Origin of the sequence: Sphingobium sp. BHU LFT2 (assembly GCF_018604485.1) — a bacterium.
Taxonomy (GTDB): domain Bacteria; phylum Pseudomonadota; class Alphaproteobacteria; order Sphingomonadales; family Sphingomonadaceae; genus Sphingobium; species Sphingobium yanoikuyae_A.
Map to the genome: position 1 here is coordinate 341,965 of NZ_JAFCGW010000002.1, position 12,566 is coordinate 354,530.

16 protein-coding genes are annotated in these 12,566 nt (G+C 65.6%); 11 read left to right on the plus strand and 5 right to left on the minus strand.

What is annotated here, in order from left to right:
• Positions 1-77: 77 nt before the first annotated feature.
• Together ctrA and JQK15_RS06810 are read right to left on the minus strand one after the other, a co-directional pair.
• Positions 78-785, minus strand: coding sequence for a response regulator transcription factor CtrA (gene ctrA / locus JQK15_RS06805; protein WP_004212203.1), 708 nt, complete (start codon positions 783-785; stop codon positions 78-80).
• 288 nt (positions 786-1,073) lie between these two features.
• Entirely contained in the window at positions 1,074-1,967 is an 894-nt protein-coding gene (locus JQK15_RS06810) for a LysR family transcriptional regulator (RefSeq protein WP_214864400.1), read from the minus strand.
• 108 nt (positions 1,968-2,075) lie between these two features.
• Between JQK15_RS06810 and JQK15_RS06815 the strand changes: the two genes are divergently transcribed.
• Both JQK15_RS06815 and wrbA read left to right on the plus strand, forming a co-directional pair.
• A complete protein-coding gene (locus tag JQK15_RS06815; RefSeq protein WP_069337233.1) occupies positions 2,076-2,795 on the plus strand; it encodes a pirin family protein in 720 nt (239 codons plus the stop codon).
• 130 nt (positions 2,796-2,925) lie between these two features.
• Entirely contained in the window at positions 2,926-3,525 is a 600-nt protein-coding gene (gene wrbA, locus JQK15_RS06820) for an NAD(P)H:quinone oxidoreductase (RefSeq protein ID WP_004212197.1), read from the plus strand.
• Positions 3,526-3,644: 119 nt separating this feature from the next.
• Here wrbA and JQK15_RS06825 read toward each other — a convergent pair whose 3' ends face one another.
• Positions 3,645-3,830: a hypothetical protein gene (locus JQK15_RS06825; protein WP_251007617.1), complete on the minus strand. Its 186-nt coding sequence runs from the start codon at positions 3,828-3,830 to the stop codon at positions 3,645-3,647.
• Positions 3,831-4,001: 171 nt separating this feature from the next.
• On the opposite strand from JQK15_RS06825, the gene JQK15_RS06830 reads away from it, so the two are divergent.
• The 3 genes from JQK15_RS06830 to JQK15_RS06840 all read left to right on the plus strand — a co-directional run bounded on the left by JQK15_RS06830 (position 4,002) and on the right by JQK15_RS06840 (position 5,961).
• Positions 4,002-4,457, plus strand: coding sequence for a carboxymuconolactone decarboxylase family protein (locus JQK15_RS06830; RefSeq protein ID WP_214864404.1), 456 nt, complete (start codon positions 4,002-4,004; stop codon positions 4,455-4,457).
• Positions 4,457-5,317, plus strand: coding sequence for a sigma-70 family RNA polymerase sigma factor (locus JQK15_RS06835; protein WP_214864406.1), 861 nt, complete (start codon positions 4,457-4,459; stop codon positions 5,315-5,317). Before JQK15_RS06830 ends, JQK15_RS06835 begins: the two co-directional genes overlap by 1 nt.
• 89 nt (positions 5,318-5,406) lie before the next feature.
• Positions 5,407-5,961 (plus strand): hypothetical protein, encoded by a 555-nt coding sequence (locus tag JQK15_RS06840; protein WP_214864407.1) that lies wholly within the window; start codon positions 5,407-5,409, stop codon positions 5,959-5,961.
• A 12-nt stretch (positions 5,962-5,973) separates the two neighbouring features.
• Here the strand turns inward: JQK15_RS06840 and JQK15_RS06845 are convergent, their stop codons facing one another.
• Positions 5,974-6,720 (minus strand): SDR family NAD(P)-dependent oxidoreductase, encoded by a 747-nt coding sequence (locus JQK15_RS06845; RefSeq protein ID WP_161732402.1) that lies wholly within the window; start codon positions 6,718-6,720, stop codon positions 5,974-5,976.
• Positions 6,721-6,839: 119 nt separating this feature from the next.
• Between JQK15_RS06845 and JQK15_RS06850 the strand changes: the two genes are divergently transcribed.
• A complete protein-coding gene (locus JQK15_RS06850; RefSeq protein WP_214864409.1) occupies positions 6,840-7,526 on the plus strand; it encodes a TetR/AcrR family transcriptional regulator in 687 nt (228 codons plus the stop codon).
• Here the strand turns inward: JQK15_RS06850 and JQK15_RS06855 are convergent.
• Entirely contained in the window at positions 7,523-8,482 is a 960-nt protein-coding gene (locus JQK15_RS06855; protein WP_214864411.1) for an acyltransferase family protein, read from the minus strand. The genes JQK15_RS06850 and JQK15_RS06855 overlap by 4 nt on opposite strands.
• 86 nt (positions 8,483-8,568) lie before the next feature.
• On the opposite strand from JQK15_RS06855, the gene JQK15_RS06860 reads away from it, so the two are divergent.
• From JQK15_RS06860 to JQK15_RS06880, 5 genes are all read left to right on the plus strand, one after another.
• Positions 8,569-9,249, plus strand: coding sequence for an RluA family pseudouridine synthase (locus JQK15_RS06860; protein WP_010339964.1), 681 nt, complete (start codon positions 8,569-8,571; stop codon positions 9,247-9,249).
• Positions 9,250-9,265: 16 nt separating this feature from the next.
• Complete coding sequence (gene arfB, locus JQK15_RS06865; RefSeq protein ID WP_010339963.1) at positions 9,266-9,691, plus strand: alternative ribosome rescue aminoacyl-tRNA hydrolase ArfB; 426 nt, start codon at positions 9,266-9,268, stop codon at positions 9,689-9,691.
• An 87-nt stretch (positions 9,692-9,778) separates the two neighbouring features.
• On the plus strand, positions 9,779-10,996 hold the full coding sequence (locus JQK15_RS06870; RefSeq protein ID WP_214864413.1) for a glycosyltransferase family 87 protein: 1,218 nt from the start codon (positions 9,779-9,781) through the stop codon (positions 10,994-10,996).
• Positions 10,997-11,036: 40 nt separating this feature from the next.
• A complete protein-coding gene (gene msrC / locus JQK15_RS06875; protein ID WP_004212182.1) occupies positions 11,037-11,522 on the plus strand; it encodes a free L-methionine (R)-S-oxide reductase MsrC in 486 nt (161 codons plus the stop codon).
• Positions 11,523-11,658: 136 nt separating this feature from the next.
• Positions 11,659-12,513 (plus strand): RcnB family protein, encoded by an 855-nt coding sequence (locus JQK15_RS06880; protein WP_251007618.1) that lies wholly within the window; start codon positions 11,659-11,661, stop codon positions 12,511-12,513.
• The last annotated feature ends 53 nt before the right edge of the window (positions 12,514-12,566 follow it).

Consider the following 12,566-nt stretch of genomic DNA (forward strand, 5'->3'; position numbering starts at 1 on the left):
ATGGCGGACACGGAAAAGGCCGGCGATCCCATCGGACCGCCGGCCTTTCCACCCCCTGACATGCAATCAGCGGTCGATCAGGCAACCCGCGCTTCGAGCGCCTCGACCTCATCGGGATCGCGCAGCACATAGCCGCGGCCCCATACGGTCTCGATATAATTGTCGCCACCGCAGGCCAGCGCCAGCTTCTTGCGCAGCTTGCAGATGAACACGTCGATGATCTTGAGTTCGGGCTCGTCCATGCCGCCATAGAGATGGTTGAGGAACATCTCCTTGGTGAGGGTCGTGCCCTTGCGGAGCGAGAGCAGCTCCAGCATCGCATATTCCTTGCCGGTCAGATGGACGCGGTTGCCGTCCACTTCCACGGTCTTCGCGTCGAGATTCACCGCCAGCTTGCCGGTGCGGATGACCGACTGCGAATGGCCCTTCGAGCGGCGGACCACGGCGTGGATGCGCGCAATCAGTTCCTCGCGATGGAACGGCTTGGTGACATAATCGTCGGCGCCGAAGCCGAAGGACCGGACCTTGCTGTCCATTTCGGCGACGCCCGACAGGATCAGCACCGGGGTCTGCACCCGTGCCGCCCGCAGCTTTTTCAGCACGTCATAGCCGTGCATGTCGGGCAGGTTCAGGTCGAGACAGATGATGTCATAGTCATACAGCTTGCCGAGATCGAGGCCCTCTTCCCCGAGATCGGTGGTGTAGACATTGAAGCCCTCGGTCGTGAGCATAAGCTCGATCGCCTTGGCGGTGGTCGGTTCGTCCTCAATCAGCAGCACGCGCATTGGAAGCCCCTTCGTGTCGCAGGTCCGTTCACCCCACCAGAACGGTTTCTGCTCGCAATCATTAACCAAAAAACTTCTGAAGGACAAAGGTTAATTTTTCGCTAACCCGCAGGAATCCGCGAGTCGTATAAAAACGAATCTATTTACAAAGCGTTGACCCCGTAACGATCCCTATCGAGTCAAGCTGGATTCCGGGACGAAACGAGCAAAGTCCTGCCCTGGTTCCGCCTTTCGCAGGGGCGATCCGTGGCGATCACAAGGCGAAAATTTGCACTTCGTAAACCAGCCTCAGCAACCATGGTGGCGGGTCAGGAAGTCCAGCAGCGCCTCCACCCGTGCCGGGCGCAGGCGCGAGGGCGGCGTCACCAGATGCAGGCCGAAGGGCGGCGGCCGCCAGTCGAGCAAAATCTCCTCCAGTTCACCCGAGCGGATCGCATCGCCGACGATGAAATCGGGCAAACGGGCAATGCCGACACCTAGCCGCAGCGCGGGCATCATCGCCTCGCCGCTGTTGACGGTGATGCGCGGGCGGACCTGCACCGTCACATTCTGCTGCCCCGGCCCGGTGAAGCGCCAGACATCGGGCGCGGTGACGTTGGAATAGCAGAGGCAGTCATGGCTGCCGAGGTCGGACGGATGGGTCGGGCGGCCGCGCTCGGCCAGATAGGCGGGCGAGGCGACGACATGCATATGGACGTCGGCCAGCCGGCGCGCGCGCAGCGAACTGTCGGGCATGTCGGCGATGCGGATGGTGGCGTCGAGGCCGAGTTCGACGATGTCGATCTTGGCATCGGACAGATGCAGATCGACATCGACCAGCGGATTTTCCTTGGTGAACTGCGCGATCAGCGGCGCGATCCGCAGCAGGCCGAAATTCATCGGCGCGCCCAGGCTCACCGTGCCGGAGAGTTCGGCGGTCTCGTCGCGCGCGGCCTCCTCCGCCGCCTGCCCCTCCGCCAGGATGCGCTGGGCATGATCGGCCAGCCGACGGCCGCTCTCGGTCAGCGCCAGGCGGCGGCTGGTGCGGCTGAACAGGCTGGTATCGAGATGCTGCTCCAGGCGGGTCACCGCCTTGGACACGGTGGCCTTGGAGACGCTGAGCGCCTTGGCTGCGTCGGTAAAGCTGCGATGTTCGACCACGGCGGCAAACATCGCCCAGGCCTCGAAATCAGGTAGGCGCATAGGGAAACAATCCGTTTCAACACTGCTTATTCAAGAAACGAACCTGATCGCTAGATTGTCGGAAAGCAAGCCGGAAGCATCCGGCATCGCAATCGAAAGGCAGACCCCATGAGCACGACAACCGCGAGCCGCATCGAGCGCCGCCCGTTCGCGTCGCTCGGCCATGCCGACCATGGCTGGCTGAACGCACGGCATCATTTTTCCTTCGCCAATTACTATGATCCCGCCCGCATGGGCTGGGGCGCGATCCGGGTATGGAACGACGACGAGATCGGTCCGCGCTCGGGCTTTCCGCCGCACCCGCACAGCGACATGGAGATCATCACCTATGTCCGCACCGGCGCGATCACCCACCAGGACAGCCTGGGCAACAAGGGCCGCACCGAGGCGGGCGATGTCCAGGTGATGTCGGCCGGCACCGGCATCCGCCATGCCGAATATAATCTGGAGGACGAGACCACCACCCTGTTCCAGATCTGGGTCATTCCCCGCTCGGTCGGCGGATCGCCCAGCTGGGGCGCCAAGCCCTTCCCGAAGGGTGATCGCTCCGGCAAGCTGGTCGTGCTGGCCAGCGGCCATGACGAGGACAAGGAAGCGCTGCGCATCCGGGCCGACGCCCGGCTGCTGGGCGGCACGATCAAGGCCGGCGACAGCGTGACCTATGAGGCCGGCGAAGGTCGCCATCTCTATCTGGTCCCGGCGACGGGCCGGATCGAGATCGATGGCCAGACCTTCGAGGCACGGGACGGCGCGGCCATCATCGGCGGCGCGCCCATCACCATCACCGCGGTCGAGGACAGCGAAATCGTCCTGGTCGACAGCGAATAGACATGAAGCTTACGCGCCGGTTCGTTAATCCCCTCCCCCAGACGGACCGGTCCGGGTCGCCCGCATGCTCCCTCCCTTGTGCGGGCGACCACCCTTTCAACTTTTCAGTTTCAGATGAGGAGACGTGACAATGGCTAAGGTTCTGGTTCTCTATTATTCGTCCTACGGGCATATCGAAACGATGGCCAAGGCCATGGCCGAAGGTGCCGCCGCCGCCGGCGCGCAGGTCGACATCAAGCGCGTGCCCGAAACCGCACCGCTGGAAGTCGCCAAGGCGGCCCATTTCAAGCTGGACCAGGACGCCCCGGTCGCGACCGTCGCCGAACTGGCAGATTATGACGCGATCATCATCGGCACCGGCACCCGTTTTGGCCGCATGTCGAGCCAGATGGCGGCCTTCCTGGATCAGGCCGGCGGCCTGTGGGCGCGCGGCGCACTCAATGGCAAGGTCGGTGGCGCCTTCACCTCGACCGCGTCGCAGCATGGCGGCCAGGAGGTCACCCTCTTCTCGATCATCACCAACCTGCTGCATTTCGGCATGACGATCGTCGGCCTGGACTATGGCTTTGCCGGTCAGATGGGCGTCGACAAGGTACGCGGCGGTTCGCCCTATGGCGCGACCACCCTGGCCGATGGCGACGGCAGCCGCCAGCCGAGCGAGGAAGAACTGGACGGCGCCCGCTATCAGGGCCGCCGGATCGCCGAAACCGCGATCAAATTGCACGGTTAATCGCAACCCGCGCCGTCTGGGGAACGCAGCCTGGCTGCGTTCTTCGGTCGCATGGGTGCGCCATCAGGTTGTAGGGAGCTGGCACGCCGGGACTGCGCGCCAGCTCCTTTTGCGTTTTATTATCCCAGCGTCTTGGGCGTGACCCAGACTTCGACCGGGGTGATGAACTTGCCCGGCGCGGGCTTGCCGACGACGACGCGGTCGGCGGCGACCAGTTCGCCATTTTCAAGGTTCAGCGAGACCCAGGGCTTGGGCATGCGCTCGAACTTCATCTTCTGGATGGGCTGGCCGGTGGCCGTGTTCATGATGGTGGCAATGATAGACATAGGGCGCGGCCGCTAGCGCCTGCCCCTGCCCCCTGTCCAGAGCCGGAATCGGCAAAATATTTTCGACCCTTGCGAAAAAAATTGCTGCCCATGTCACATCGGGCACGGCCGTCTCGTCATGTCAGCAATAGCAAGCAAAGGAGCTGTATCATGACCGACAAGATCAATCCCTATGCCGCCGCGCCGCAGCTGATGAAGAGCTGGACCGCCCTCTCCACCGCCATCGCCGACAGCCTGGAGCCGAGCCTGATCGAACTGGTGAAGATCCGTTCGTCGCAGATCAACGGCTGCGCCAACTGCATCAACATGCACACCTATGAAGCGCGCGAGAAGGGCGAGAGCGAACAGCGCATCTACCTGCTGTCGGCCTGGCGCGAGGCGCCCTGCTATACCGACCGCGAGCGCGCCGCGCTGGCCTGGACCGAGGCGCTGACCGAGATTGCCAAGGGTCATGCCCATGAAGCCGCCAGGGAAGCGCTGAACTGGGAGTTCACCGAGGAGGAGCAGGTGAAGCTGACCCTGATGATCAACATCATCAATGGCTGGAACCGCATCGCCGTCGGCTTCAACCTCTGGTATGACATGCCGATGAAGGCAGCAGCCTGATGGCGCGGGGGACGCAGACGGACGCGGCGGCGCGCTTCGACCCGCTGCGTCCTCGCCTGATCCGGGTGGCCTATCGCATGCTGGGATCGGTCGCCGATGCCGAGGATGTGGTGCAGGATGCCTTCATTCGCTGGATGGGCACCGACCATGGCGCGGTGCGCGAGCCCGAAGCCTTTCTCCGCCGCATCGTCACCCGGCTCTGCCTCGACCAGATGAAATCGGCGCGGGCGCAGCGCGAAACCTATGTCGGCCCCTGGCTGCCCGAGCCGGTGGTCGAAGAGGCTGATGAGGAAGAGGACGTCACCCTGCCGCTGATGCTGGCATTGGAGCGACTGTCGCCGCTGGAGCGGGCCGCCTTCCTGCTGCATGATGTGTTCGGCCTCGCCTTTGACGAGGTGGCGAGGACCATCCGGCGCGATGCTGCCGCCTGTCGTCAGCTCGCCGCCCGCGCGCGCGATCATGTCCGCGACGCCCGCCCCCGTTTCCAGATCGAGAAACAGCGCGGGCTGGAGATTGCCGGCGCCTTCTTCGCCGCGTCGCGCAGCGGCGACATGAGCACATTGGGTGCACTGCTGGCGCAGGATGTCAGTTTCCACAGCGATGGCGGCGGCAAGCGCCCGGCCGCGATCCGCCCGGCGATCGGCCATGGCCAGGTGATGCAGGTCCACAAGGCGCTGGCGGTGCTGTTCGGCAAATATGGATCGACCCTGCTGCGCACCTGCATGGTCAACGGCCTGCCCGGCTTCGTCACGCGCGAGGCCGATGGCGAGTTGCAGACCACCGCACTGGACATAGAGGATGGCCAGGTGACCGCCATCTACATCATGCGCAACCCGGACAAGCTGCGCCATCTGCACTGAATGCTTAATCGCCGGATAAGCCCGTTCCTTGTCAAATTCGCAGCCCCCGCCGCGCCATGGCAGGATCGGGGACCGGGAGCGAAACAGAGATGGTTGGTGCGATCGGCGGCTCAGGCAATGGCTGGGGCCAGTTCAAGAAGGCGATGGAAGAATTTGCCGAAAAGGTTCGGCAGGCGAACCAGAATAGCGGCAGCACGACAGCGAAAGTGACAGAGGCGAGCACACCGGCGGCCACCACGCCGGTTGCGGCAAGCGAGCCGGTCGCCAGCGTCCAGCCGGCGGTCGAAACGACACCAACTGCCGCAGCGACCGCGCCGGCGCCGGTGATCGCGAGCGAAGCAGCCGCCGTCGTCAGCGACGGTGTTTCCGTGTCACCTTCGCTGTCGCCCCTGACCTATAGCGCGCCCATGCCAGCGCCGCGATCGCAGGCCGTCGCGGCGCCGGAAACCACGCTGGACACGCAATTGTCCGACGCGGGCTATTATGCGTCGCCGGCGGCATCGGCCGTCGCCGACCCGGTCGCCCCCGCCCAGCAGGAGGATGCCGCCGCGCTGAGCCAGGCTCAGGTGATCGCCCAGGCCGCCTATGCCCTGGTCGCCCGCGCCGGCGAGGATCACCGCCTGTCGCTGATCCAGCAGGGCTGACGCCCCGCGCCGTCAGCGCGCCAGATAGCCGCCATCGACCGGATAATAGGTTCCGGTCATGAAGGAGGCGCGGTCGGACAGGAGGAAGCTGGTCATGGCAGCGATCTCCTCCGGGCGCGCCAGCCTGTCGAACGCATGCAGGCCGGCGAGGACGGCCCGTTCCGCATCGGTCATGGTCTTGCCGAGCGCCGGGGTTTCGACAAAGGCCGGCCCGACCGCATTCACCCTGATACCCTGGCCGGCATAGTCCAGCGCGGCGGTCTTGGTCATGCCGACGACCGCATGCTTGGACGTCACATAGGCGGCGGAGCCGGCCCAACCGGCCGCGCCCAGGATCGAGGCCATGTTGACGATCGCGCCGCCACCGGATTTCAGCATCGCCGGGATCTGATATTTCATGCCGTAGAAGACGCTGTGCAGATCGACGCCGACGACCCGGTGCCAGTCATCGATGGCGATGTCGGCCAGCGGCGTGGACGGCGCGCCGATCCCGGCATTATTGACCGCCAGATGCAGTCCGCCGAAGGTTTTGACGGCAAAATCGACGCTGGCGCTGACCGCCTGTGCATCGCTGACATCGACCTTGAAGGCGCGCGCCCGATCCTCGCCACAGGATTGCGCGAGACGCTGTGCCCCCGCTTCGTCGAAATCGGCGATGACGACCTTCGCCCCTTCCGCCAGCAAATCCTTCACCACCGCTTCGCCGATGCCCGATGCACCGCCGGTGACGATCGCGACCCGATCCTGAAACAACGCCATTCCAACTGCTCCTTGATTATCGCCGCCGGGCGACGGCATGACCGATGGGAAATAAACTCGACTCAAAGTATCCGGTTCCGTATCCTTTTATGCCGGAGCCAAATGGAAGGAAAGCAGGGATGGCCGCCGACACCAGCCAGCGGGCTGACGGATCAGGAAGCGACGGATCGGCGCGGCCGACCGGCCGGCCATCGCGCGAGGCGGCCGAACAGATTGAAGCGACGATGCTGGATGCGGCATTGGCGACCTTCATCGAGGCCGGTTTCCAGGGGGCCAGCATGGAGGCCATCGCCCGCCGCGCCGGGGTGACCAAGCGCACCCTCTATCGCCGCGCCCGGACCAAGTCGGACCTGTTCGTAGAGGTGGTCGAGCGCCTGGCCCGCCAGTCGGGCATGCCCAATCTGGCGCGGGTCGAGGCCGGTCCGCTGGAACAGCGCTTGCAGGCGGCGGGCGAGATATTGCTCGGCTGGCTGCTCAATCCCCATGCGATCGCGCTGTATCGCATGATCGTGGCCGAGGCTGCGCGTCAGCCGGGGCTCGCGCTCAGCGTCGATGGCCCGTTCCAGCGGGCGAGCACGGCGATCGCGGCCATCCTGGCCGAGGATGGCGGCCGGCCGGCAGAGACCGTCAGGCTGGGCGCGGACATGTTCGTGCGGCTGGTTGCCGGCGAGGCGCTGGACCGGGCGGCGCAGGGGATCGAGCCGGCCGGCGTTTCAGACCGGACGCATGCGCGCGCCATGGCGGCCATCGCCTTCTTCCTGGCCGGCTGGCGATCCTGGCCAGCGTCGACGCCGTCCTTCCCCTAGAGCATCCAACGGCTGAGGCGCGGGGACAGGCGAATGAGGTGCCACAGGGCGAAGGGTGCCAGCAGCGCCAGAACCAACAGCCAGGGCCTGGTCAGATAGGGCGTGCCATAATGGATGATCGCGACGTGCAGATACATGATGACCAGTGACGCCCGGCCAAGCGCGGCGAGCGGGGTGGCGACTGGCGCGAGCCGTGCAGAGAGGCGGAACAGCAGCAGCGACGTCGCGATGCCCGATCCGATCGAGAGCAAGGGCCAGCCATAGTCGGCCGCCTTCATGTTGAGCGTCGGTAGCCAGCCGGCAAGGCCCGCCAGCGCGAGCAGGCCGAGTGGCGCTATCCAGAAATTGCGCCAGTGCAGTCGGGGCCAGAGCGCGCCGACCCAGAGCAGGATCATCGCCATCGGCACGCTCAGCAGGCCGATCGGCGAAGCCGGCGTGACATAGCCAATGGCATAGGCGAGCAGCAGCACCGGGATCAGCAGCAATGCCCAGCGCCGATCGCGCGGATCGGGCCAGCGGTTGAGCGCGAGGTTGAACAGGATGCGCGCCAGCATCAGGCAGGGCACGAACCAGAAGATGGTATAGGGCCCGCGCAGCCAATAGCCGCCAAGCAGGATCGGCAGCAGATCGCGCGGCCATTGGTGGAAGATCGGCAGATTGCCCTTGGCCGGTTCGATGATCTGATCGGCCAGGATCAGCAGCGCGAGGAAGATGGCATAGGGCCGCATCTGGCTGACCAGTTGCCGCCGGGTGAAGGGGCCGACGGGATGCGGCCGCGAGAGCATGCCCGACAGCAGGAAGAAGAGCGGCATGTGGAAGCTGTACATGGCGTCGCGCAAGGGTCCGCGCGTCCAGACATGGCCGACCACCACGGCGATGATGCCGATGCCGCGCGCGACATCGACCCAGTCGAGCCGCTGCGGCGCATGTTGATAGGCAAGGCCCCTATTCTCCATCGGTTCCACGCCCTATAGGATGCGACGTGGGCGTCAATCGCCCAACCAGATTACCCGGACGCCAGATTTCCCGATCGGATTGATATTTGACCCTGCTTAGCGACAAAGTGCTGTTCATCGATGGCGAGGCCATCATCCTCGACAAGCCGGCCGGCCTGCCGGTCGACGCGCCGCGCGACGGATCGATCAGCCTTGAAAACCACCTCGCCTCGCTGACCTTCGGCTTCCAGCGCTGGCCGCTGGCGGTCCACCGGCTGGACCGCGACACCAGCGGCTGCCTGCTGCTGGCGCGCAATCCCAAGGCGCACAAGCGCTTTGCCGCCGCGTTCGAGGCCGGCACGGTCGAGAAGCGCTATGTCGCGGTGCTGGAGGGCGTGCCCGAGGCAGATGAGGGCACTATCGCCCTGTCGCTCAAGAAGGTGAGCACGCCGAGCCAGGGCTGGCGCATGATCGCGGCGAAGGCCGGCAAGCCCGCCGTCACCCATTGGCGCAAGCTGGCGGTGAAGGACGGCCGCGCGCTGATCGCCTTCACGCCGGAAACCGGCCGCACTCACCAGATCCGCGTCCATGCCCAGCATGGGCTGGGCTTCGGCATCGTCGGCGACCCGGTCTATGGCGACGGACAGGGCGCGATGCTGCTGCACAGCCGCTTCCTGAGCGTGCCGCGCGGCGACAACAAGCCGCCCGCGCAGGCGACCGCGCCGCTGCCGCAGAGCTTCGTCGATGCAGGCTTCGGCCCCGAGATATTGGAGGAAGCCGGGCTGTAAGCCCCGGCCCTGCGCCATGGTCGCCATCCCCGTCACCCGCTCCATCGCGATCGACAGCGACGAGATTGTCGAGAGCTTCGCGCGTGCGTCGGGGCCTGGCGGCCAGCATGTGAACACCACCGACAGCGCGGTGATGCTGCGCTTCGACGTCGCCGCTTCGCCCGGCCTGCCCGATGTAGTGAAGCAGCGGCTGGCGGATCTGGCCGGATCGCGCATGACCCGCGACGGCGTACTGATCCTGCGCAGCGAGGGCGCGCGATCGCAGCTGCTCAACCGGCAGGAGGTGCGCGAGCGGCTGTTCGCGCTGATCCGCGAGGCGACGATCGTGCCCAAGAAGCGGCGCCCGACCAAGCCGACCAAGGCATCGCAGAAGCGCCGCGTCGACGGCAAGGTCAAGCGTGCAGCCGTGAAACAGGGACGCGGCCGGGTCAGGATGGACTGAATTTAGCGGCCATTTACGAATTAACCATCATTGCCTTGCTAGGGAGAATGGGACGCAGGAACGCGTTCCCAGCTTCCCGAGGATGCCATGCCGGCCGAACGCCCTATTCTTCTGCCACCGCGCCCCTGGAACTGGTTCATGTGGGTTGCCGCCACCTTCCTGGGCGTCTTCCTGATCCTCTCGGATTTGCGCCAGCTTGACGGCCTGCACCTGCCCGAAGCCCGACTTCTGATCGGCCGCGATTTCCTCAATGTCTGGTCCGGCGGAACGCTCGCACTGACCGGCCAGCTTGAGCGTCTCTATGATTTTCAGGCCTATATGGACTGGCAGGCCGGGCTTTTCGGCCCGCTGGAGATGCTGAACTACTCCTATCCTCCGCATAGCCTGTTCCTGGCGATACCCTTTGCGCTGTTTCCCTATCCGGTTGCGCTCGCCCTGTGGACGGGCCTTGGCGCCATCTTCTTTGCCTGGGCGGCCCGTCCCTACATACCGGCCGGCCTGTCCCCCTGGCTTGCGCTGCTGACGCCGGCGGCGATCGTCAATATCTGGGTCGGCCATTATGGGTTCGTCATTGGCGGCCTGTGGCTGCTGTTCTTCGCCCAGTTGCGCCATGCGCCGGTCCGCGCGGGCCTTGTCGCCGGGCTGCTGACGCTCAAGCCCCATCTGGGCCTGCTGATTGCCCTGACGCTGGTCCATCGCAGGGCCTTCCGGGCGATAGGCGCTGCACTCGCCGTCACCCTGGGGCTGATCGGGCTGAGCGGCATGGCATTCGGCTTCGATCTCTGGCCCACCTGGCTGACGGATACCTCGGCCCTCCAGACCCGGATCATGACCGCAGAGGGCGAGAAATTCTACTTCTTCATGATGACATCGGTCTATGTCGCGCTGCGCGAGGGGCCTTATTGGCTGCCGCTGCTGGCCCAGACCCTGTTTGCGGGCAACGCGCTCTACCTGGTCTGGCGCGCGCGTCACTGCACCGTCCATCAACTGGCCTTCATCACGGCCAGCGCGACGGCCCTGATCACCCCCTATATCTTCAACTATGATCTGACGGTTTGCTGCCTTGGCTTCGCGATCCTGCTTTATGGCCAATGGCACGCGCTTCATCGCAACGAGCGGATCATCCTGTGGATGGCCTTTGCCGCGCCGTTGCTGGTGATGGCGTGGAACCTCATTGCGCCGATCGCCCTGCTTGCCGGCCTTGTCGTCCAGATACGCTGCTACACGGGCATGTCCTACGCAGATCTGCTGTTGCCGGCCCCTCTCAAGCGGCGATTGATCGATAATCCCCTCCCGACATCCTAGCCTCTGGCCGAGCGGTGCGGGCCATCCTATATGCGTGCCCATGTATGATTTCGCCCCCGCTGCCGACGCCGACAAGGCGACGCTTTACGCCGATCTTCTGTCCGCTGCCGATGCGCTGACCCGCGACGAGCCCGATGCGGTCGCCAATATGGCGAACCTGTCGGCGCTGATCTGGCAGTTCCTGCCCGACCTCAACTGGGCAGGCTTCTATCGCATGGTCGAGGATGAGCTGGTGCTTGGCCCGTTCCAGGGCAAGGCGGCCTGCATCCGCATCCCGTTGGGCCGCGGCGTGTGTGGCACGGCTGCCCAGACGCGCGAGACGCAGTTGGTGGCCGATGTCCATGCCTTCCCCGGCCATATCGCCTGCGACGCGGCGAGCGCGTCCGAGATCGTCGTGCCGGTGGTGCATGACGGCCGGCTGATCGGCGTGCTGGACCTGGACAGCCCCCGCCCCGCCCGGTTCGACAGTGCCGACCAGCAGGGGCTGGAAGCGCTGGTCGCGCGGGTCGCCGGCCGCATCGGCTGATCGCTGCCCTGCCCCGTTCCGGGACAGGATTTCGTAAGCCGAACATGGCGTTGCACGGATCGTCATGCTAATTTCCGCGTTAGCATGATGACCGTGCGGGCGGCCTGACGCCCCTGCAGGAACAGGGAGCATGATGATGGCCGCGCGCTTATTCTTCGCCAGCAGCGCCATGGCGCTGATCGCCAGCCTTGCAGGACCGGTTGCCGCGCAGGCGCCAGCGACGTCCGGCACCAGCGTGGTCCGCACCACCACCACGGCGACGACAACGACTGCCACCGCCCATCGCTGGGGGCCGCGCTATGATGGGCGCTGGTATGCCGGTTGGGCAGCACCAGGCGGCTGGCAAAGCTATCAGCGGCCACGCGTGGGCTTTGCCCTGCCCGCTTACTGGGTCCATCCGCGCTTCTTCATCGCCAATTATGGCGTCTATGGCCTGCCGGCGCCGACCACCGGCTATGGCTGGTCGCGCTATTATGACGATGCGGTGATGACCGACCAATATGGCCGGGTCCGCGACGTGCGCAGTGGCATCGACTGGTCGCGCTATGAGGGCGGCTATGAAGAGGGTACGGCGCAGCCGGCCGTCATCGCCAGTTCCGGTGGCGAGGCCGGCTATGGTGCGCCCGACGACATGGTGACCTATAGCCCCGCGGCGCAGCCCGCCCCGTCCAGCCGCCCCGGCGTGGACTATGATGCGCCGGCCTATGCCAGCAGCGCCGTCAGCCCGAGCGCAACGACGGTGGAGACTGTTGCGGCGGCTCCAACGGCTCCGCCAGTTCCGGTGGCAGCGACGAGCGGCACGCACTGGTCGAACCAGCCGGCGACCACGACCGTCGTGTCGGCCGCCCCGCCGGTGCCCGGCCTGCCGCCGGGCGGCTATATTTCGGGCGGCTTCTATTATCCGCCGCCGCTGGTGACGACCATCATCATCAATCCCGACGGCACGACCCAGGCCACCACCCGCTACGCGACCGAGGCCGCGCCGCGCTGAACCGTCCGGAACCGCAACCATGGGTTGGTGCGTTGACGGGCGGGATCAGGCGA